This is a genomic window from Rhodovarius crocodyli, assembly GCF_004005855.1.
GTDB lineage: Bacteria > Pseudomonadota > Alphaproteobacteria > Acetobacterales > Acetobacteraceae > Rhodovarius > Rhodovarius crocodyli.
This window is the reverse complement of the sequence record NZ_SACL01000015.1, coordinates 28154-47494: the sequence shown is the minus strand read 5'-3', so window position 1 is coordinate 47494 and position 19341 is coordinate 28154. Positions and strand designations below refer to the sequence as shown.

Below are 19341 nucleotides of genomic sequence, written 5' to 3'. Positions count from 1 at the left end.
TTACTGGCGGGTGATGTGTCCGGCCGCGCTGGCGGCGGCCCAGATCTGGTCCTCGCGCTGCATGGCGGCGCGGGTGGCGTCGGGGTCGAGCAGATAGGGCTCGATGCCCAGGCTGGCGAGGCGCGCGCGGAAGGCTTCCTGCGCGAAGGCGCCCGCCACCGCCGCATGGATGCGCGTGGCGAGCTCGGCGGGCAGGCCCTTGGGGCCCAGAAGTGCCACCCAGCCCGCCAGGTCGAAGCCGTCCAGCCCCTGTTCCTGCGCGGTGCGCACCTCGGGGAAGAAGGGCGTGCGCGACGGTGTGGAGCACGCCAGCACCCGCACCTTGCCGGTGGCCATATGCGGCGTGACGCTGGCGGTGCTGGTGGTGCCGAGCGGCAGGTGGCCCGCCACGATGTCGGTCATCAGCTGCCCGCCCGAACGGTAGGACACATCCGGAATCTCGACCTGCAGGCGGCGGGCGAATTCCTGGCCGATGAACTGGGACAGCGCCTCGGTCGAGCCCGTGGACAGCCTGGAACCGCTGCGCGAGGCATGGGCCTTCAGCCCCGCCAGGTCCTGGAAGGGCTGGTCCACGCCCGTGACCAGCAGCATGGTGTTGCGCGCGAGCATCGCCACGGGCGTCACGTCGCGCAGCGCGTCGAAGGGCATGTTCTGCAGCGTGTACTTGTTCATCACATGGGTGCTGACCACGGCCGTCAGCGTGTGGCCGTCGGGCTCGGCGCGCACCACCTGCTCGGTGCCGACCACGCCGGCGGCACCCGCGCGATTCTCGATCACGACCGGCTGCGACAGGCCGGGACGCAGCGCCTCTGACAGCGCGCGGGCCAGGATGTCGGTGCCGCCACCCGCCGCATAGGGCACGATGATCCGGATGGGCTTGGCCGGCCAGGACTGCGCAAGCGCTGGCATTGCCAGGACCGATGGTGCCGCGAGCATGGCCCGGCGGGTGATGAGCATGGCGTTTGTCTCCCTTTGGCGGCACACTACCCCGCACGCCCCGCTTCCGTGAAGAAGGAGAAATCCATGCCCGAAGCCCCTGTGACCGGCGCCGACACCGCGGCCCTCAATGAGATCGAGGCGGTGGTCCGCACCTATCTCGACGGCCTGTATGAAGGCGATGTCGGGAAGCTGGCCTCTGCCTTCCACCCCGTGTCGGACCTGCGCCATGTCGATGGCGGCGAGGTGAAGGTGCTGACCCGCGAGGCCTGGCTGGCCGGCGTGGCGTCGCGGCCCAAGCCCAAGGATCTGGGGCTGGAGCGGCATGACCGCATCCTGGCCATGGACCTGGCGGGGCCCGAGATGGCGATCGTGAAGCTGAACTGCGCCATCCCGCCGCGCTTCTTCACCGATGCGCTGATCCTGCTGAAGACCAGCGAAGGCTGGAAGGTGGCGAGCAAGGTGTTCCGGGTGGAGACGCGCTGAAGGCGCCTGGGTGACCGGACACGTTCCTGACTGATGTTCGAAGGCAAGGGACCCGTTATTCCCTTGCCGCCCCGGCACCCCCGGCGTTACATCCCCGCATGCTTCCGCTGCGCCAATGGCCCCTGCTGCCCCTGCATGCCGCCGCCCTGGCGACCGGCGCGAAGTCATTCGAGAACAACCCGCTGATCGGCAGCGCCCGGCTCAACCGCTGGGGCCTGCACATGGCCCGCCGCCGCATCGCGCTGCGCCTGGCGGAGCTGCGCCGGCGCGCCATGGCCGATTATCTGTCGCCCGATGACCGCGAGGCCTTCCTGCGCGACGGCTATCTGATCAAGCGCGACTTCCTGCCCGCCGCCGCCTTCCAGGCGATGCGGGAGGAACTGTTCGCCGCCCGCATCGAGGCACGCGAATTCATCGACGGCTATTCCCTGACGCGCCTGATCCCGCTGGACGCGCAGACCCTGCCGCGCCTGCCCGCGACCACGGCGGCGCTGGAGCATCCGCAATACCGCGCCCTGCACGACTATATCGGCAGCTTCAGGCTGCAGCCCTACAGGTTCGTGCAGACCATCTACAGCAACTTCCGCGCGGCCGAGCCCGACGTGCAGTCCGACTATCACATGGACACCTTCCACCCGACCGTGAAGTCCTGGCTGTTCGTCGAGGATGTGGCGGAGGAGGAGGCGGGCTTCACCTATGTTCCCGGCTCCCACATGCCCACGCAGCGGCACCTGGAATGGGAGCAGGCGCTGTCGATCCGCGCGGCGCATGCCGAGGACCGCAGCACGCGCGAGGGTTCGCTGCGCATCGAGCCGGAGGAGATCGCGGCGCTGGGCTACCGGACGCCGGTCAAGTTCTCCGCGCCCGCGAACACGCTGGTGATCGCGGACACCAGCGGCTTCCACCGGCGGGGCGTGACGGACGCGCGCACGCGGCGCATCGCCATCTGGTCCTATGCGCGGGGCAACCCGTTCCGTCCCTGGGCGGGTGGCGACGTGCTGGGCGCGACCGGCCTGGACAAGCGCGCGGTGCGGCTGTTCTGGTCGGCGCAGGACGCGCTGAAGCGCGCGCGCGGCAAGACGGGCGGCTGGCGCTGGGTTGGTGAGCGCAGCCCGGTCGATCCGCCCATGGAAGCGGCAGACCCTGCCTGAATCGACATGATTCACGGTTGCGGCGCCGCGAGTGATGCAGTTGCATGGCGCCAGCAATCAGGAAGGCCGCTTCTCCATGATCGTTACCCGCCGTACCGCCCTTGCCGCCGGCCTCGCCGTGCCGGCCATCGCCCAGGCGCAGAATGACCCGATCCGCATCGGCGAGATCAACAGCTACACGGCGCAGCCGGCCTTCCTCGTGCCCTACCGCAATGCCTGGACGCTGGCGGTGGACACGATCAACGCACAGGGCGGCATCAACGGCCGGCCGCTCGCCACCATCTTCCGCGACGACGCGGGCAAGCCCGAGGACGCGGTGCGCCATGCGGGTGAACTCATCAACAATGAGCGCGTGGCGCTGATCAGCGGCGCCTTCCTGTCCAATATCGGCCTGGCGCTGGGTGACTTCGCGAACCAGAACAAGAAGCTGTTCGTGGCCAGCGAGGCGCTGACCGACGCGCTCGTCTGGTCGCGCGGCAACCGCTACACCTTCCGCCTGCGCTGCAGCACCTACATGCAGGCCGCCATGCTGGTCGAGGAAGCGGCGAAGCTGCCGGCCAAGCGCTGGGCCGTGGTCGCGCCCAACTATGAATACGGCCAGTCCGCCGTGCGCTGGTTCAAGGAGATGCTGACCCGCGCCAAGCCCGATGTGCAGTTTGTCGCGGAGCAGTTCCCGGCCCTTGGGCGCATCGATGCCGGTGCCACGGTGCAGGCGCTGGCCGCCGCGAACCCGGAGGCGATCTTCAACGTTACCTTCGGCGCGGACCTGACCAATTTCGTCCGCCAGGGCAACACGCGCGGCCTGTTCGAGCGCCGGGCCGTGGTCTCGATGCTGACCGGTGAGCCCGAATACCTGGAGCCGCTGGGCGACGAGGCGCCGGAAGGCTGGATCGTCACCGGCTATCCGGTCGAGCAGATCAACAACCCGACGCACAACGCCTTCCGCGACGCCTATCGCGCGAAGTACCGCGAGCTGCCCAAGCTTGGCTCGGTCGTGGCCTATGACACCGTGCTCGCGATCGCTGCGATGCTGCGCAAGGTGCCGAGCCTGGAGACCGAGGCCATGGTCGAGGCCATGCGCGGCCTGAAGTTCAACGGCGTGTTCGGCCAGGGTGAGAGCGAGTTCCGCGCCGCCGACCATCAATCCACCATGGGCGCCTATGTGGGCCGCACGGTGGTGCGCGGCGGCAAGGGCACCATGGCAGACTGGCGCTTCGCCGACGGCCGCGCCTATCTGCCGAGCGAGGACGCCGCCCGCGCCATGCGCCCCGCTGGTTGATGCTGGGTAACCTGGCGGTCCAGGCCCTGTCGGGCCTGGCCAGTGCAGCGTCGCTGTTCCTCGTCGCGGCGGGGCTGACGGTGATCTTCGGGGTCACCCGCATCGTCAACTTCGCCCATGGCAGCTTCTACATGCTGGGCGCCTACCTGGGCTGGACGCTGGCGACCAACCTGCCGCGCGGGCATGTCCCGTTCTGGGGCGGGGTGGTGCTGGCGGCCGTCATCGTGGGGCTGGTGGGCGTGGTGGTGGAGCTGCTGCTGCTGCGCCGCATCTACAAGGCGCCCGAGCTGTTCCAGCTTCTGGCCACCTTCGGCGTGGTGCTGGTCGTGCAGGATGCGGCACTCTGGATATGGGGCCCGCAGGACCTGCTGGGGCCGCGCGCACCGGGGCTGCGGGGCGCGGTGTATATCTTCGACAGCCGCTTCCCGCTGTATGACCTGGTGCTGATCGGCATCGGCATAGCGGTGTTTCTGCTGCTGTGGCTGCTGTTCCAGCGCACGCGCTTCGGCATCCTGGTGCGGGCCGCGACGGCGGACCGCGAGATGGTGGGCGCGTTGGGCGTGAACCAGCGGCTGCTGTTCACGGGCGTGTTCTTCCTGGGCTCCGCCCTGGCGGGGCTGGCCGGGGCGCTGCAGGTACCGCGGGAAAGCGTGAACCTGCAGATGGACCTGGCCATCATCGCCGAGGCCTTCGTCGTCGTGGTGGTGGGTGGCCTGGGCTCGCTGCCGGGGGCCGCGCTGGCGGCGCTGCTGCTGGGGCAGATGCAGGCCTTCGGCATCCTGGTGTTTCCGCAGATCACGCTGGTGCTGGTGTTCCTGGTGATGGCCGCGGTGCTGGTGGTGCGGCCCTATGGGCTGCTCGGCCGCGCGCCGGCCGGGCACGCGGCCAGCCTGCATATCGTGGAGCCGCCCATCGCGCCGCTCTCGCCGCGCGGGCGGCTGGTGGCGGCGGTGGCGCTGGGGCTGGCCATGCTGGCCCCACTCGTTCTGGCCGACTACGCGCTGGTCGTGATGACCGAGATCTGCGTGGCCATCCTGTTCGCCGCCACGCTGCACTTCATCATGGGGCCGGGCGGCATGGCGAGCTTCGGCCACGCGGCCTATTTCGGCATCGGTGCCTATGGCGCCGCGCTGCTGGTGAAGCACCTGGCGGCACCCATGGAACTGTCGCTGCTGGCCGCCCCCTTCGCGGCGGGCATCGCGGGGCTGGCCTTCGGCTGGTTCTGCGTGCGGCTGTCGGGTGTCTATGCCGCGATGCTGACCATGGCCTTCGCGCAGATCGCCTGGTCCACCGCCTTCCAGTGGGTGGCGTTCACGGGCGGCGACAACGGCATATTGGGCGTCTGGCCGCCGGCCTGGGCGGTGCCCAAGCCTGTGCAGGCCTGGGGCGCGCTGGTGCTGTGCCTGGGCGGGGCCTTCCTGCTGCGCCGGATGATCTTCGCGCCCTTCGGCGCCGCCCTGCGCGCCCAGCGCGACAGCGTGCTGCGGGCCGAGGCCATCGGCATCGACACCATGCGCACCCGCTGGTTCGCCTTCGCGATCGCTGCTGCCTTCGCGGGGCTGGCGGGTGGGCTGTTCGCCTTCACCAAGGGCAGCGTGTTCCCGACCTACATGAACATCTCCCGCAGCACGGACGGGTTGCTGATGGTGCTGCTGGGCGGGGTGCAGACCGTGACGGGCCCGATCATCGGCGCCATTGCCTATACCGGCCTGCATGAGCAGCTGCTGCGCCTGACCGATCTGTGGCGGGCGGTGCTGGGGGCCATCATCATCGCGCTGGTGCTGTTCTTCCCGCGCGGCCTGGCGGGGCTGGGGGCGAAGCAATGACCCTTCTCGTCGTCGAGAACCTGGCCAAGAGCTTCGGTGGCGTGCATGCGGTGCAGGGTGTGTCCTTCTCCCTGGCCGCAGGTGAGCTGCTGGCGCTGATCGGCCCGAACGGTGCCGGCAAATCCACCTGCTTCAACATGCTGAACGGCCAGCTGCGCCCCGATCAGGGCCGCGTGGTGCTTGCGGGGCAGGAGATTACGGGCAAGCCCCCGCGCCAGGTCTGGCGCATGGGGGTGGGCCGCACCTTCCAGATCACGGCCACCTTCGCTTCCCTGCCGGTGATCGAGAATGTGCAGCTCGCCCTGCTGTCCCATCGCCGCCGCATCCTGCGCTTCTGGAAGCCGCTCGCCGCCGAGGACCCCGCCGAGGCGCTGGCCCTGCTGGAGCGCGTGGGCATGGCAGACCAAGCGCAGCGCCCCTGCGGCGTGCTGGCCTATGGCGATCTGAAGCGGGTGGAGCTGGCCATCGCGCTGGCCAACGCCCCGCGCCTGCTGCTGATGGACGAGCCCACCGCCGGCATGGCGCCCGCCGAGCGCGTGGCCCTGATGGCGCTGACCGCGCGGATCGCGCGCGAATCCGGCATCGGCGTGCTGTTCACCGAGCACGACATGGATGTCGTCTTCACCCATGCCGACCGCATCATGGTGCTGGAACGCGGCCGCCTGCTGGCCGAAGGCGCGCCCGAGGCCGTGCGCGCCGACCCGCGTGTGCGGGAGGTCTATCTGGGCCATGAGGGGACGCATTGATGCTGCGCGTCACGGAACTGCACGCCCATTACGGCCGCGCCCATATCCTGCAGGGCGTGTCCCTGCATGTGCGCCCCGGTGAGATTCATGTGCTGCTGGGCCGCAACGGCGCCGGCAAATCCACCACCATGAAGGCCGTGATGGGGCTGGTGCCGCCCACATCGGGCGGGGTCGAGTTCCTGGGCCAGCCCATCGCGGGCCTGGAACCCTTCGAGGTCGCACGCCGGGGCCTGGGCTATGTGCCCGAGGAACGGCGCGTCTTCGCCGAGCTCTCGGTCGCCGAGAACCTGGAGGTCGGCCGCCGCCGCCCGCGTGAAGGGCTGGCGCCCTGGACGGTGGAGCGGGTCTGCGCGGTGTTTCCCTCGCTCGCCGCCATGCTGAAGCGGCCGGGCGGACGGATGAGCGGCGGCGAGCAGCAGATGCTGACCATCGGCCGCACGCTGATGGGAAACCCCTGCCTGGTGCTGCTGGATGAGCCCAGCGAAGGCCTGGCCCCCGTCATCGTGGACCGCATGGCCGAGGCCGTGCGCGCCCTGCGGGACGAGGGGATGTCGATCCTGCTGTCGGAGCAGAACTGGCACTTCGCGCGGCGTGTGGGCGATACGGCCAGCATCATCGAGAAGGGCGCCATCGTCTGGCACGGGACCATGCAGGCGCTGCTGGCGGATGATGAAGTCAGGGCGCGCTACCTGACGGTGTAGGCCGAACAATCTTCTTTTTCTGTAGAAAAAGAAGCAAAAAGACTTTTTGTCAGTTTTAACTCATAAAAATTTTTTGGTTCTTTTTTATAAAAAAGAACATTATTTTCACTACGGTAACGTCACCCGCAGAATCGTCCCGGTCTCGCTTTCCGTGATGAAGGCCTCGCCATCCTTCAGCGCCAGGTTGGTGGTGTTCCACCCCGCGCAGCTCGCGATGCGCAGCTCGGGCTCGGCCCGCGCCGAGAGCCGCCACACCGTGCCGAACCCGGCATGGGCCACATACAGCCGCCCCTTCTCGTCCAGCGCCATGCCGTCGGGGCCGGAGGTGCCGCCATGCAGGTGCGAGAAGATGCCGGCCTTGGTGACGGAGCCGTCCTTGTGCAGCGGCAGGCGCCACACCTGGTTGGCGCGCGTGACGGCGACCAGCACATAGGACAGGTCGGGCGCGACCACGATGCCGTTCGGGCTCGGCACCGTGTCGATCAGCTTGTCCAGCCGCCCGTCGGGGCGCAGGCGGTACACGCGGCCCGTGGGGTCATGCAGGCCGGTCTGGCCCTGGTCGGTGAAGAAGATGCTGCCGTCCGAGCCGAAGGCCAGGTCGTTCACGCCCTTGAAGCCCTCGCTGCGCGCGGATTCCAGCAGGGGCGTGATGGAGCCGGTATCGGCATCCAGCTGCAGCAGGCCGTGGCGGTAGTCGGTGATGACGTAGTGGCCCTCGGGTGAGCGCTTCAGCCCGTTCGGCCAGCCGTCATACTGCACCACCAGCTCCCACTCGCCCTCGGGCGAGATGCGGAAGATGCGCCCGAACGGGATGTCGGTGACCAGCAGGTTGCCGTCCTCGTCGAAGCACGGCCCTTCGAGGAAACTGTCCACCGGGTTGCCGCCGCGGTTCCAGGTGGCCCAGGCGCTCGGGACCAGGCGGCGGAACTCGTCGGGCAGGCGCGTCCAGGCGGTGGTCTCGATACGGGTGGGGGGCGCGAAGAAGCTCATGGTCGAATCCGTGCTGGGGGCGGCTTGGGGCGCGCGCCATTCGGGTGCAGTGTCGCGCCTGCATCCATACTCGCCTAGGGGGAGCCATCCATGCCCGTCGGTTTTGCCATCCATCAGCGCACCCGCGCCGTGTCGCCCGAGATCGTGGAGGCGTTCCGCCCCCTGCCGGTCGCCAACATCAGCGACTGCATGTCCCGCATCACGGCCGGTGGCCCGCGCATCCGCCCGATGCACAAGGGCGGCGTGATGGCCGGCCCCGCGCTGACCATCAAGACGCGCCCCGGCGACAACCTGATGATCCACAAGGCCATCCAGCTGGCGGTCGCCGGCGACGTGCTGGTGGTGGACGGCGGCGGGGACCTGACCAACGCCCTGATCGGTGAGCTGATGGCCAACCAGATGATCATGCGCAAGCTGGGCGGCATCGTGCTGAACGGCGCCATCCGCGACGCGGGCTGGATCGGCGCGCATGACTTCCCGGTCTATGCCGCGGGCGTCACGCATCGCGGCCCCTACAAGGACGGCCCGGGCGTGATCAACGGCGCCATCGCCATCGACGGCATGGTGATCGAGCCCGGCGACCTGATCATCGGCGACGAGGACGGCTTCCTCTGCGTGCCCTATGCGGATCTGGACGTGGTGCTCAAGGCCTCCCAGGCCAAGAAGGCCGCCGAGGACAAGCAGATGGCCGCGATCCTGGGCGGCACCCACAGCGCCCCCTGGGTGGACGAGACCCTGCGCAAGGCGGGCGTCGAGGGCATCTGATGCCCTTGCTGCTGCTGCCGGGCTTCATGCTCGACGCCGATCTGTGGCGCGATGTGGAACCCGGGCTGCGGCAGTTCGGCCCGATCCTGCACGCCGACCTCGGCCAGGACGACACGCTGGCCGGCATGGCGCGCCGCGCACTGGACATGGCCCCGCCCCGCTTCGCGGTGGTGGGGTTTTCCATGGGCGGCTATGTCGCGCGGGAGATCCTGCGCCAGGCGCCGGAACGGGTGTCGAAGCTGGCGCTGGTCGCCACCTCCGCGCGCGGCGACAGCCAGGTGCAGGCCCGCCGCCGCGCCTCGGCGGATGTGGCCTTCCGGGGCCTCAGCCGCTCGGCCGTCGCGCGATCCCTGCGTGAACCCGATGACGTGCTGATCACCCGCATCCAGGCAGCGGGCGAGCGCATGGGCGCCGACGCCTTCCGCCGCCAATCCCTGCTGGAGCGCGAGGACCAGGTCGGCCGGCTGGACTACATCACCTGCCCCACCCTGGTGGTCGCCGGCGCCGAGGACAGGCTGCGCTCCCTGGAGGAAGCGCAGGAACTGCGCGACGGCATCCCCGGCGCGACGCTCACCATCGTCGAGGGCGTGGGCCACATGATCCCGATGGAGGCGCCGGAGCGCCTGGCCGGGATCCTCTCAGCCTTTCTGGAATAGCGCCGCGTATTTATCGGCCGAGAAGCCGGCCAGCAGCCTGCCGTCCGCCTCCAGCATCGGCCGCTTGATCATCGAGGGCTGGGCCACCATCAGCGCGATGGCGCGCCCCTGGTCCAGCCCCTCGCGATCGGCATCGGGCAGCTTGCGGAACGTGGTGCCGGCGCGGTTCAGCACCGCCTCCCACCCCAGCGCCGCGCACCATTCGGCCAGCTTCTGCGGCGTGACGCCCGAGACCTTGTAGTCATGGAAGGCGTAGGCCACGCCATGCGCGTCCAGCCAGTCCCGCGCCTTCTTCATCGTGTCGCAGTTCTTGATGCCATGGATGGTCACGCTCACGGGCAATCTCCTTGCTCGACCGGGCTTCGCATGCCCCGGGGGCGATTCCAACCGGCCCCGGCCTGATCTAGCCTGCGCCGACGCATCCCGGAGAAGCTCATGACCGATCCATCAGCCTTGCCATCCACCTGGCCGCAACCGATGGACGGCATGACCACGCCGCGCTTCGCCGGGCCCGTCACCTTCATGCGCCTGCCCCAGGTCGAGGATGCCTCCACGCTCGACATCGCGCTGCTGGGCGTGCCCTTCGACCTCGGCACCACCAACCGCGCCGGGCCCCGCCACGGCCCGCGTGAGATCCGCAACATGTCCTCCATCATCCGCCGGGTGCATCCCGTGACGCGGGTGGAACCCTGCCGCCTGTGCCGGGTGGCGGATGTGGGGGACACGCCCACCAACCCGGCCGACCTGATGATCTCTCTGGCCATGATCGAGGAACGGGTGGCCGAGATCCGCGCGGCCGGCGCCTGGACCCTGTGCCTGGGCGGGGACCACCTGATCTCCCTGCCCATCCTGCGCGGCATCCACCGCGCGCAGCCCGGGCTGGGGCCGCTCGGCATGGTGCATTTCGATGCGCATTCCGACACCAATGACAGCTATTTCGGCGGCATGCGCTTCACCCACGGCACCCCCTTCCGCCGCGCCATCGAGGAAGGGCTGCTGGACCCCGCGCGCATCGTGCAGATCGGCATCCGCGGTTCCCTGTTCGACCCTGAGGACATGGACTGGGCCCGCGAGCAGGGCGTGCGCATCATCACGATCGAGGAGTTCGAGGCGCTGGGCGTGGATGCCACCATGGCCGAGGCCCGGCGCGTGGTGGGCGAGAAGCCCGCCTACCTCACCTTCGACGTGGACAGCCTGGACCCCGCCTTCGCACCCGGCACCGGCACGCCCGAGATCGGCGGGCTGACCCCGCGTGAGGCGCAACGCATGCTCCGTGCCCTGCGGGGGCTGAACATCGTGGGCGCCGATGTGGTGGAGGTGGCCCCCCCCTTCGACCACGGCGGCTGCACGGCGCTGATCGGCGCGAACATGATGTTCGAGATCCTGTGCCTGATGGCCGAGGCGCGCGTCGGGGGCTGAACTGGCCCCAACATTGCTAGGCGGACGGATCGCCCCCGTTACAAGAGGATCCGTCGCTTGCGACACTGCCTGCTGGGATTGCTGTTCTACGGTGTCGCGATGGCCTCGGCCGTCGCGCAGAATGCCTCGACCATCGTGGTCAATTTCGGCTCAGGCGGCAGCGCCGACCGCATGGCGCGGCTGATCGCGCCTGAGATGGGCACCGTCCTGGGCACCCAGGTGGTGGTGAAGAACACCACGGGCGCCGCCGGCGCCATCGGCGCGACAGAGGTCGCCCGTGCCCGCGCGGACGGCACCACCCTGCTGCTGACCACCACGGGGCCCATGGCCATACAGCCGCATTTCCGCGCGGACCTGCCCTATCGCGTGGCAGATTTCGCGCCGGTCTGCCTGCTGGGCGATGCGCCGGTCATGATGATGGCGGCGCCCGTCAGCGGCATCCGCAGCGTGGCGGACCTGCTGGCGCGCGCGCGGCGCGACAACGGCATCAACTACGGCTCGGCCGGGCCAGGCTCCATCCCGCATATCGTGATGGCGGCGCTGGCCCAGAGCAGCGGCGCGCAGATGACGCATGTGCCGTTCCGCGGCAGCGCGGAGGCCATCATCGCCCTGCTGCGCGATGACGTGTCGGTCTATGCCGACCTGCCGGGCGGGCTGCGCGCCAACAACCTGGTGCCGGTGGGCGTGATGGCCGCAGCCCGCACCGCGGAGTTCCCGGAGACGCCCACCTTGCGCGAGCAGGGCGTGGACATGGTCTATTCCATTTGGGCCGGGCTCTATGCCCCCGCCGCCACGCCCCCCGCGACCCTGGCGCGGCTGGAGGCGGCCTGCCGGAGCGCGCTGGGTGCGGCCAGCGTGATCGACGGCTTCGCCCGGCTGGCCACCCCCATCACCTTCCGCGGCCAGGCCGATTTCGCGGCCTTCCAGGCGGCGGAGCTGGAGAAGTTCAGGCAGGTGATCCAGTCGGCCGGGCTGCGCCCGGGGGATTGAGCGCCTGTTCGGGAATGCGCGCCTGCGCGCATTCCCGGCACCGGCGGCGGCGGGGGCGGCCGGTGCCGCACCCGCTAACGCACGCCCAGGCGGAAGCGCGCCACGAAGTCGCGCTGGGCCGGGGTTTCGGGCCCCGATCCCGCCGCCTGCACCAGCGCCTCGGCGCGATCGGGCTCTTCGCCCAGCAGGTGCAGCAGGCACAGCGCGACGGTGCCTGTGCGCCCGATGCCGGCCGCGCAATGCAGCACGGCACGCTCGCCGGCGCGCAAGCGGCCGGCGGCGGCCTTGGCCCAGGCCGCGAAGGCCGCCTCATCGGCAGGTGTCGCGAAATCCGGAATGGGGTGCGGGTCATGGCGCGCCGGCAGCGCCCCCGCCGCGAGCGCCGCCGCATAGGCAGGTGACTTCGCGGCGATCTCGGCCTCGCCCGTCAGGCACAGAACCTGACCGACCCCGTGTTGCCGCAGCGCGGCGCCCACATCCTCCAGCGGGCCGAAGCGCCCGGGCATGGCGGTCAGGAACAGGCTGCCCGCCACCTCCGGCGGCAGCGGAAGCGGGCGTAGCATCGGGCTCGGCTGCATCGCGGGTTCCTTCGCGTCCTTGCGCTCTCCTTATGCACCTGCCTCCCCTTCCCCATCGAGCCCTTGCGCCGTCCTGACCGAGATTGGGCGCCGTGCCGGACCATGCCCGGCTGGGAACACTCATGCTCGACATCATCATGCTCATGCTGGGGGTCGGCGGCTTCGCGCTGATGGCCCTCTATGTCGCCGGCTGCGACCGGGTCTGACCGCCATGACCGAACTTCTCCTCGGCGGCGGCGTCGCCCTCGGCCTGCTTCTCTACCTGTTCTGGGCGCTGCTGCGTCCGGAATCCCTTTGATGGGGGACCTATAACCATGACCATGATCGGATGGGCGCAGATCGCGCTCGTGCTGCTGCTGGTGACGGCCACGGCCATGCCGCTGGGCGCCGCCATGGCCAACATCGCCGAAGGGCGCTGGCGGCTGCCCGGCGAGGGCGCCCTGTACCGCGCGGCCGGCATCGACCCGGCGCGCGGCATGGGCTGGCGCGGCTATGTGCTGGCCATGCTGGCGGTAAACCTCGCCGGCTTCCTGCTGCTGTATGCGTTGCTGCGCCTGCAGGGCGTGCTGCCCTTCAACCCGCAGGGGCTGGACGGGCTCTCGCCCTGGCTCGCCTTCAACACGGCGATCAGCTTCGTCACCAACACCAACTGGCAGGCCTATAGCGGCGAGGCGGCGATGAGCTACCTCTCGCAGATGGCGGGGCTCGCGGTGCAGAACTTCCTGTCCGCCGCCACGGGCATCGCGCTGGCCTTCGCGGTCATCCGCGCCTTCGCCCGCGGCAGCACCAGCGACCTGGGCAATTTCTGGGTGGACCTGACGCGCGTCACGGTGCTGCTGCTGCTGCCGCTGAGCATCGTGTTCGCCCTGATGCTGGTGGCCGACGGCGTGCCGCAGAACCTGGCGGGCTATGTCACGGCGAACACGCTCGAAGGCGGCACGCAGACCATTCCCATGGGCCCCGCCGCCTTGCAGATCGCGATCAAGCAGCTGGGCACCAACGGCGGCGGCTTCTTCGGCGTGAACTCGGCGCACCCGTTCGAGAACCCCACCCCCTGGACCAACTTCTGGCAGAGCTGGGCGATCATCGCCCTGCCCATGGGTCTCGCGCTCAGCTTCGGGCGGATGGTGGGCGACCGGCGCCAGGGCTGGGCGATCCTGGCCGTGATGATGCTGTTCGTCGTGGCCGGCACCTGGGCCACCTATGCCGCCGAGGCCGGCGGCAACCCGCTGCACCTGGCCCAGGGCGTGGCGCGGGGCCTGGGCAACATGGAGGGCAAGGAAGTCCGCTTCGGCACCTCGGCCAGCGCGCTGTGGGCCGCGATCACCACCGGTGCCTCCAACGGCTCGGTGAACGCCATGCATGACAGCTTCACCCCGCTCGGCGGGCTGGTGCCGCTGTTCCTGATCCAGCTGGGCGAGGTGCTGCCGGGCGGGGTGGGCTCCGGACTCTACGGCATGCTGGTTTTCGTGCTGCTGGCGGTGTTCGTGGCAGGCCTCATGGTCGGCCGCACGCCCGAATACCTGGGCAAGAAGGTGCAGGCGCGTGAGGTGAAGCTCGCCATGCTCGCGGTGCTGATCGTGCCGCTGTGCATCCTGGGCTTCACGGCCGTGGCCGCCGTGCTGCCGATGGCGCTGTCATCGGTTCAGGACGCGGGTCCGCATGGCCTTACGGAGCTGCTCTATGCCTACAGCTCGGCCGCCGGCAACAACGGCTCGGCCTTCGGCGGGCTGACGGCGGATACGCCCTGGCTGAACACCACGCTCGGCATCGCCATGCTGCTCGGCCGTTTCGCCATCATCGTGCCGGTGCTGGCCATGGCGGGCAGCATCGCAGCCAAGCCGCGCCTGCCGGCCAGCGGCGGCAGCTTCCCGACCCACGGCCCGCTGTTTGTCGGGCTGCTGACGGGCGTGATCCTGATCCTGGGCGGGTTGCAGTTCCTGCCTTCCCTCTTCCTCGGCCCCATCGCGGAACACTTCGCGATGCTGGCGGGCCAGAGCTTCTGAGGTTCCGATGACCACCGAAACGGCTTCCGTGCCGCTCTCCCGCGTGGCGCTCGACGCGCTGCGCAAGCTCAACCCCATCACCCTGCTGCGCAACCCGGTGATCTTCGTCACCGAGGTGGTGTCCATCCTGGTCACGCTGCTGGCGGCCATGGCCGCCGCGCGCGGCGAGCCCTGGGCCTTCCAGGCCGGCATCGCCGCCTGGCTGTGGCTGACCGTGCTGTTCGCCAACGCCGCGGAGGCCGTGGCCGAGGGCCGGGGGCGCGCGCGCGCCGAAAGCCTGCGCCGCGCCCGCGGCGAGACCCGCGCCAAGCTGATGGCCCGCCACGACGACCGCAGCCTGTGGCACTGGCGCGACGCGCCGGAGCTGCGCGAGAACGATGTGGTTCTCGTCGAGGCCGGTGACCTGGTCCCCGCCGATGGCGAGGTGATCCAGGGCATCGCCAGCGTGAACGAGGCGGCGGTGACCGGTGAATCCGCCCCCGTGATCCGCGAGAGCGGCGGCGACCGCAGTGCCGTCACCGGCGGCACGCTGGTCGTCTCGGACTGGCTGGTGGTGCGCGTCACCGCGGCCCCGGGCAATTCCTTCCTCGACCGCATGATCGCCCTGGTGGAAGGCGCCGCGCGGCAGAAGACGCCGAACGAGATCGCGCTGGACATCCTGCTGGCCGGGCTGACCATCGTGTTCCTGATCGCGGTCGCGAGCGTGGTGGGGCTTGCCAGCTTCAACGGCACGCCGCCCTCGGTGCCGGTGCTGGCGGCGCTGCTGGTCACGCTGATCCCGACCACCATCGGCGGGCTGCTGTCGGCCATCGGCATCGCGGGCATGGACCGTCTGGTGCGGTTCAACGTGGTGGCCACCTCCGGCCGCGCGGTGGAGGCGGCAGGCGACGTGGACGTTCTGCTGCTGGACAAGACCGGCACCATCACGCTGGGCAACCGCCAGGCCGCCGGCTTCTTCGCCGCGCCGGGCGTTTCCGAGGCCGAGCTGGCCGAGGCCGCCATGCTGGCCTCGCTGGCCGACGAGACGCCCGAGGGCCGCTCCATCCTGGCCTTCGCGCGGGACCGCTACGGGCTCTCGGCCGAGATGCCGCAGGGTGCCGCGATCGTGCCCTTCACCGCGCAGACCCGCATCTCGGGCCTGGACATTCCCGGCCGCGGCAGCTTCCGCAAGGGCGCCGTGGATCGCATGGGGCAGGCGGAGGTGAAGGACATCGCCGAGCGCATCGCCCGCGCCGGCGCCACGCCGCTCGCCGTGGCCAGGGACGGCCGCGTGCTGGGCGTGATCGAGCTGAAGGACATCGTGAAGCCCGGCATGCGCGACCGCTTCGACGCGCTCCGCCGCATGGGCATCCGCACCGTCATGGTGACCGGCGACAACCGCCTGACGGCGGCGGCCATCGCGGCCGAGGCGGGCGTGGACGACTTCATCGCCGAGGCCACACCCGAGGACAAGCTCGCCTATATCCGCAATGCCCAGAAGGAGGGACGCCTGGTCGCCATGGCCGGCGACGGCACCAATGACGCCCCAGCCCTGGCGCAGGCCGATGTGGGGCTGGCCATGCAGACCGGCACCCAGGCCGCGCGCGAGGCCGGCAACATGGTCGACCTGGACAGCGACCCCACCAAGCTGATCGAGGTGGTGGAGATCGGCAAGCAGCTGCTGATCACGCGCGGCGCGCTGACCACCTTCTCCATCGCCAATGACGTGGCGAAGTACTTCGCCATCCTGCCCGCCATCTTCGTGGCGCAGTATCCGGGCCTGGCCGCGCTGAACGTGATGGGGCTGAACAGCCCCGAAAGCGCCATCCTCTCGGCCGTCATCTTCAATGCGCTGATCATCATCGCCCTGGTGCCGCTGGCGCTGAAGGGCGTGCGCTACGCGCCCGTGGGGGCGGCCGCTCTGCTGCGCCGCAACCTGCTGATCTATGGGCTGGGCGGGGTCGTCGCACCCTTCATCGGCATCAAGATCATCGACCTGATCCTGGGAGTATTCTGAGCATGTTCGCATTGCTGCGCCCCGCCCTGGTGATGATGGGCAGCTTCACCCTGGTGCTCGGCATCATCGTGCCGCTGGGCTTCACGGCCCTCGCGCAATTCGCCTTTCCCCGCCAGGCCAACGGCTCGCTGATCGAGCGTGACGGCCAGGTGGTGGGTTCCGAGCTGCTGGCCCAGGGCTTCGAGGGCCCGCGCTATTTCCATCCGCGCGCGTCCAATGCGGGCCAGGGCTATGACGGTGCTTCCTCGGGCGCCAGCAATCTGGGCCCGACCAGCGCGGCGTTGCTGGAGGCGGTGCAGGGCCGCCTGGATGGCCGGCGCGGCGTGGCGCCGGATGCGGTCACCATGTCGGGCTCGGGCCTGGACCCGCATATCAGCCCGGAGAACGCGCTGTCGCAGATCCCGCGCATCGCCACGGCGCGGGGGGTGACGCCGCAGCGGGTGCTGGCACTGGTGGAACAGCATGTGGAAGGGCGGACGCTGGGTGTGCTGGGGGAGCCGCGCGTGAATGTGCTGCGGCTGAACCTGGCGCTGGATGCGCAGCGGTGAGACCCCGGGGCGTTGCCCCGGCCCCCACCAGAGGGCGCTGCCCTCTGGACACCCGCCAGGAAACTCAGTTTCCTGGACCTTCGGCAGGTTGGTACTGACCTTGCCTGGGTTTCCCATTGATTTTTAATTGGCGTACCGCTTACCCAGCGCAGGCGCCAAACTCTTATCAGGTCCAGGAGATATTATCTCCTGGCGGGGGTGCCGGGGGCAGAGCCCCTGGCTGGGGGTCTCGGGGGGAACGCCCCTGAGCCCTACTCCATCCGGATATTCGCCGCCTGTGCCACTTCCCGCCACCGCGACAGGTCCCGGCTGATGAACCGCTCCCCGTCCTCCAGGCTTCCCGGGCTGGGTGCGGCCCCTTCCTGGGCCAGGCTTGCCGCCAGCCGGCTGTCGCCGAGCGCCGCATTAGCCGCCGCGTTGATCCTTGCGCGGGTGGGCGCCGGCGTGTCGCGCCGGCCGAGCAGCCCCCACCAGATCGCGGCCTCATAATCCGGCAGGCCGCTTTCGCGCGGGGTAGGCGCGTGGGGCGCGTTGGCGGGGCGGTCGGCGGTGCACCAGCCCAGCAGCTTCACCCGCCGCCCGCTGATCAGCCCGGCGGCTGCGGTGATGGTGGTGAAGGTCAGCTGGATCACGCCGGCGGCCAGGTCGTTCAGCACCGGCCCGGTGCCGCGATAGGGCACGTGCTGCATGGACAGCCCGGCCTTCAGCGCGAACAGCGCGCCGCCCATATGCCCGATGCTGCCGACCCCGGCCGAGCCGTAATCCACCGTGCCCGGGTGCCGGCGAATATGGGCCGCAGCCTGTTCCATGTTGTCGGGCGCGAAATTCGGCGCGCCCAGCATCACCAGCGGCGCGGTGGCGATCAGCGCCAGCATCGCGAAGTCCCGCCCCGCGTCATAGGGCGTGGCCTGCACCGCCGCGCTGGTCGCGAAGGTCGAGGAAGTGATCATCAGCGTCTGGCCATCGGGGGCCGCGCGCGCCACCTCCGCCGTGCCGATGGTGCCGCCGGCGCCGCCCCTGTTCTCGATGACGAAGGGCTGGCCCAGGCTGCGCTGCATCTCGTCGCACAGCGGCCGGGCGATGGCGTCGTTGGACCCGCCGGGCGGGAACGGGACGATGACGCGCACGGGGCGCGCGGGCCATTGCGGCTGGGCAATCGCCGGGGTGGCCAATGCCGGTGTGGCCAGCAGGGGTGCTGCCAGCAGGCTGCGTCGGAACATGGTCGTCCTCAATCGAGCGAGATGCGCGCGGCCTCGGCCACGCGGCGCCAGCGGGCGATCTCGGCGCGCTGGAAGGCAGCGAATTCGGCAGGCGTGTTGCCGACGACGCGATAGCCGACTTCCTCCAGGCGCGGCGCCACCTCCGGGTCCTTCAGCGCCCCGGTCACGGCGGCGTGCACGCGGCGCAGCGTGTCCTCCGGCACGGCGGCCGGCACCATCACCGCCTGCCAGGAGGCGACCTCGAAATCCGTGAGGCCGCATTCCCGCGCGGTGGGCACATCGGGCAGCAGCGGGTCGCGCTCGGCCGAGGTGACGAGGATGGCGCGCAGCTTGCCGTCGCGCACCGGCCCCAGGATGGTGCCCAGGCCCTGGAAGGACAGCTGGGTGCGCCCGGCCAGCTGGTCGGTCATGGCGGTCGCGGCCCCGCGAGAGGGCACATGCGTGGCCTCGGTGCCCGTGACCTGGGTGAACAGCTCCATGGTCAGGTGCGGAGAGGAGCCGGTGCCGCTGGTCGCGTGGAACACGTTGCCGCGGTTGGCACGCATCCAGGCGAGAACGCCGGGCAGGTCGGTCGCGGGCACGCGCTCTGGGTGGACCACCAGCACATTGGGCGTGGTGACGGCCAGCGTGACGGGCGCGAAGTCCCGCACCGGATCATAGCCGGGGTCGCGATACAGCACCGCATTCAGCGCGAACACGCCGATCGAGCCCACCAGCGCCGTGTAGCCGTCCGGCGCGCTGCGCGCGAGCTGGCGGGCCGCGATCTGCCCGTTGGCGGCGGGCTTGTTGTCCACCGCCACCGGCTGGCCGACCTGCATGGCCATGCGGTTGCCGATGGCCCGCGCCACGATGTCGGAAGCGCCGCCGGGCGCAAAGGGAACCAGGAAGGTGACGGGCCGCGTCGGCCATGGTGATTGCGCCCGGGCCGTGGCGGGTGCCGCCAACAGGCCGAGCGCCGCGCGCCTGCGCAGCAGCATGAACTCTTCCTCCATCGTTGGCGGCATGGTGGCGGGCGTTTTCATTCTACGCAAGTGACTTCCATCTGACG

At 70.1% G+C, this 19341-nt stretch carries 20 protein-coding genes; 14 read left to right on the top strand and 6 right to left on the bottom strand.

The genetic code is table 11. The annotated features are described in order from the left end of the window. On the bottom strand, positions 1-957 hold the full coding sequence (locus tag EOD42_RS24350) for a Bug family tripartite tricarboxylate transporter substrate binding protein (RefSeq protein WP_164868108.1): 957 nt from the start codon (positions 955-957) through the stop codon (positions 1-3). 66 nt (positions 958-1023) lie between these two features. Here EOD42_RS24350 and EOD42_RS24345 point away from each other — a divergent pair, with 66 nt between their 5' ends. The 6 genes from EOD42_RS24345 to EOD42_RS24320 all read left to right on the top strand — a co-directional run bounded on the left by EOD42_RS24345 (position 1024) and on the right by EOD42_RS24320 (position 7125). Continuing rightward, on the top strand, positions 1024-1422 hold the full coding sequence (locus tag EOD42_RS24345) for a nuclear transport factor 2 family protein (RefSeq protein ID WP_127790199.1): 399 nt from the start codon (positions 1024-1026) through the stop codon (positions 1420-1422). A 98-nt stretch (positions 1423-1520) separates the two neighbouring features. Further along, complete coding sequence (locus EOD42_RS24340) at positions 1521-2573, top strand: phytanoyl-CoA dioxygenase family protein (RefSeq protein ID WP_127790198.1); 1053 nt, start codon at positions 1521-1523, stop codon at positions 2571-2573. A 34-nt stretch (positions 2574-2607) separates the two neighbouring features. Continuing rightward, on the top strand, positions 2608-3852 hold the full coding sequence (locus EOD42_RS24335; protein WP_127790197.1) for an ABC transporter substrate-binding protein: 1245 nt from the start codon (positions 2608-2610) through the stop codon (positions 3850-3852). Then, a complete protein-coding gene (locus tag EOD42_RS24330) occupies positions 3852-5678 on the top strand; it encodes an ABC transporter permease (RefSeq protein ID WP_240655281.1) in 1827 nt (608 codons plus the stop codon). The genes EOD42_RS24335 and EOD42_RS24330 overlap by 1 nt, the downstream gene beginning before the upstream one ends. Then, positions 5675-6424 (top strand): ABC transporter ATP-binding protein, encoded by a 750-nt coding sequence (locus EOD42_RS24325; protein ID WP_127790196.1) that lies wholly within the window; start codon positions 5675-5677, stop codon positions 6422-6424. Before EOD42_RS24330 ends, EOD42_RS24325 begins: the two co-directional genes overlap by 4 nt. Further along, the gene (locus tag EOD42_RS24320; protein ID WP_127790195.1) at positions 6424-7125 is read left to right on the top strand and encodes an ABC transporter ATP-binding protein; all 702 of its coding nucleotides are present in this window, start codon (positions 6424-6426) and stop codon (positions 7123-7125) included. The genes EOD42_RS24325 and EOD42_RS24320 overlap by 1 nt, the downstream gene beginning before the upstream one ends. Positions 7126-7233: 108 nt before the next feature. Here EOD42_RS24320 and EOD42_RS24315 read toward each other — a convergent pair whose 3' ends face one another. Next, complete coding sequence (locus tag EOD42_RS24315; protein WP_127790194.1) at positions 7234-8115, bottom strand: SMP-30/gluconolactonase/LRE family protein; 882 nt, start codon at positions 8113-8115, stop codon at positions 7234-7236. Between the two features lie 90 nt (positions 8116-8205). Between EOD42_RS24315 and EOD42_RS24310 the strand changes: the two genes are divergently transcribed. Beyond that, complete coding sequence (locus tag EOD42_RS24310; RefSeq protein WP_127790193.1) at positions 8206-8880, top strand: RraA family protein; 675 nt, start codon at positions 8206-8208, stop codon at positions 8878-8880. Beyond that, a complete protein-coding gene (locus EOD42_RS24305; protein WP_127790192.1) occupies positions 8880-9536 on the top strand; it encodes an alpha/beta fold hydrolase in 657 nt (218 codons plus the stop codon). Before EOD42_RS24310 ends, EOD42_RS24305 begins: the two co-directional genes overlap by 1 nt. Here EOD42_RS24305 and EOD42_RS24300 read toward each other — a convergent pair. Further along, positions 9519-9878: an ArsC family reductase gene (locus tag EOD42_RS24300; RefSeq protein WP_206020455.1), complete on the bottom strand. Its 360-nt coding sequence runs from the start codon at positions 9876-9878 to the stop codon at positions 9519-9521. The genes EOD42_RS24305 and EOD42_RS24300 overlap by 18 nt on opposite strands. 93 nt (positions 9879-9971) lie before the next feature. Between EOD42_RS24300 and speB the strand changes: the two genes are divergently transcribed. Together speB and EOD42_RS24290 are read left to right on the top strand one after the other, a co-directional pair. After that, a complete protein-coding gene (gene speB / locus EOD42_RS24295; protein WP_206020454.1) occupies positions 9972-10955 on the top strand; it encodes an agmatinase in 984 nt (327 codons plus the stop codon). Between the two features lie 57 nt (positions 10956-11012). After that, positions 11013-11945, top strand: coding sequence for a Bug family tripartite tricarboxylate transporter substrate binding protein (locus EOD42_RS24290; protein WP_127790190.1), 933 nt, complete (start codon positions 11013-11015; stop codon positions 11943-11945). Between the two features lie 74 nt (positions 11946-12019). On the opposite strand, the gene EOD42_RS24285 is transcribed toward EOD42_RS24290, so the two are convergent. After that, positions 12020-12523: a protein-tyrosine phosphatase family protein gene (locus tag EOD42_RS24285; protein ID WP_127790189.1), complete on the bottom strand. Its 504-nt coding sequence runs from the start codon at positions 12521-12523 to the stop codon at positions 12020-12022. Positions 12524-12734: 211 nt separating this feature from the next. Between EOD42_RS24285 and EOD42_RS26700 the strand changes: the two genes are divergently transcribed. The 4 genes from EOD42_RS26700 to kdpC are packed head-to-tail and all read left to right on the top strand — an operon-like array spanning position 12735 to position 17073. Then, positions 12735-12821, top strand: coding sequence for a potassium-transporting ATPase subunit F (locus tag EOD42_RS26700; protein WP_408902183.1), 87 nt, complete (start codon positions 12735-12737; stop codon positions 12819-12821). Positions 12822-12837: 16 nt separating this feature from the next. Then, positions 12838-14529: a potassium-transporting ATPase subunit KdpA gene (kdpA, locus tag EOD42_RS24275; protein WP_127790187.1), complete on the top strand. Its 1692-nt coding sequence runs from the start codon at positions 12838-12840 to the stop codon at positions 14527-14529. Positions 14530-14536: 7 nt separating this feature from the next. Next, complete coding sequence (kdpB, locus tag EOD42_RS24270; protein ID WP_127790186.1) at positions 14537-16525, top strand: potassium-transporting ATPase subunit KdpB; 1989 nt, start codon at positions 14537-14539, stop codon at positions 16523-16525. Positions 16526-16527: 2 nt separating this feature from the next. Then, complete coding sequence (gene kdpC, locus EOD42_RS24265) at positions 16528-17073, top strand: potassium-transporting ATPase subunit KdpC (RefSeq protein WP_127790185.1); 546 nt, start codon at positions 16528-16530, stop codon at positions 17071-17073. A gap of 251 nt (positions 17074-17324) precedes the next feature. Here kdpC and EOD42_RS24260 read toward each other — a convergent pair whose 3' ends face one another. Both EOD42_RS24260 and EOD42_RS24255 read right to left on the bottom strand, forming a co-directional pair. Then, positions 17325-18293, bottom strand: coding sequence for a Bug family tripartite tricarboxylate transporter substrate binding protein (locus EOD42_RS24260; protein WP_127790184.1), 969 nt, complete (start codon positions 18291-18293; stop codon positions 17325-17327). Between the two features lie 8 nt (positions 18294-18301). Next, positions 18302-19315 carry a Bug family tripartite tricarboxylate transporter substrate binding protein gene (locus EOD42_RS24255; protein WP_240655280.1) on the bottom strand — a complete coding sequence of 338 codons (1014 nt, stop codon included), beginning with the start codon at positions 19313-19315 and terminating at the stop codon, positions 18302-18304. Positions 19316-19341 lie beyond the last annotated feature (26 nt).

What these genes read in the sequence shown, in the direction of transcription:
- speB (WP_206020454.1), top strand. Translation starts at nt 9,972, where the DNA reads ATGACCGATCCATCAGCCTTGCCATCCACCTGGCCGCAACCGATGGAC.
- EOD42_RS24315 (WP_127790194.1), bottom strand. Translation starts at nt 8,115, where the DNA reads ATGAGCTTCTTCGCGCCCCCCACCCGTATCGAGACCACCGCCTGGACG.
- EOD42_RS26700 (WP_408902183.1), top strand. Translation starts at nt 12,735, where the DNA reads ATGACCGAACTTCTCCTCGGCGGCGGCGTCGCCCTCGGCCTGCTTCTC.
- kdpB (WP_127790186.1), top strand. Translation starts at nt 14,537, where the DNA reads ATGACCACCGAAACGGCTTCCGTGCCGCTCTCCCGCGTGGCGCTCGAC.
- EOD42_RS24335 (WP_127790197.1), top strand. Translation starts at nt 2,608, where the DNA reads ATGCAGTTGCATGGCGCCAGCAATCAGGAAGGCCGCTTCTCCATGATC.
- kdpA (WP_127790187.1), top strand. Translation starts at nt 12,838, where the DNA reads ATGACCATGATCGGATGGGCGCAGATCGCGCTCGTGCTGCTGCTGGTG.
- kdpC (WP_127790185.1), top strand. Translation starts at nt 16,528, where the DNA reads ATGTTCGCATTGCTGCGCCCCGCCCTGGTGATGATGGGCAGCTTCACC.
- EOD42_RS24260 (WP_127790184.1), bottom strand. Translation starts at nt 18,293, where the DNA reads ATGTTCCGACGCAGCCTGCTGGCAGCACCCCTGCTGGCCACACCGGCA.
- EOD42_RS24305 (WP_127790192.1), top strand. Translation starts at nt 8,880, where the DNA reads ATGCCCTTGCTGCTGCTGCCGGGCTTCATGCTCGACGCCGATCTGTGG.
- EOD42_RS24340 (WP_127790198.1), top strand. Translation starts at nt 1,521, where the DNA reads ATGCTTCCGCTGCGCCAATGGCCCCTGCTGCCCCTGCATGCCGCCGCC.
- EOD42_RS24330 (WP_240655281.1), top strand. Translation starts at nt 3,852, where the DNA reads ATGCTGGGTAACCTGGCGGTCCAGGCCCTGTCGGGCCTGGCCAGTGCA.
- EOD42_RS24255 (WP_240655280.1), bottom strand. Translation starts at nt 19,315, where the DNA reads ATGAAAACGCCCGCCACCATGCCGCCAACGATGGAGGAAGAGTTCATG.
- EOD42_RS24325 (WP_127790196.1), top strand. Translation starts at nt 5,675, where the DNA reads ATGACCCTTCTCGTCGTCGAGAACCTGGCCAAGAGCTTCGGTGGCGTG.
- EOD42_RS24320 (WP_127790195.1), top strand. Translation starts at nt 6,424, where the DNA reads ATGCTGCGCGTCACGGAACTGCACGCCCATTACGGCCGCGCCCATATC.
- EOD42_RS24350 (WP_164868108.1), bottom strand. Translation starts at nt 957, where the DNA reads ATGCTCATCACCCGCCGGGCCATGCTCGCGGCACCATCGGTCCTGGCA.
- EOD42_RS24345 (WP_127790199.1), top strand. Translation starts at nt 1,024, where the DNA reads ATGCCCGAAGCCCCTGTGACCGGCGCCGACACCGCGGCCCTCAATGAG.
- EOD42_RS24310 (WP_127790193.1), top strand. Translation starts at nt 8,206, where the DNA reads ATGCCCGTCGGTTTTGCCATCCATCAGCGCACCCGCGCCGTGTCGCCC.
- EOD42_RS24285 (WP_127790189.1), bottom strand. Translation starts at nt 12,523, where the DNA reads ATGCAGCCGAGCCCGATGCTACGCCCGCTTCCGCTGCCGCCGGAGGTG.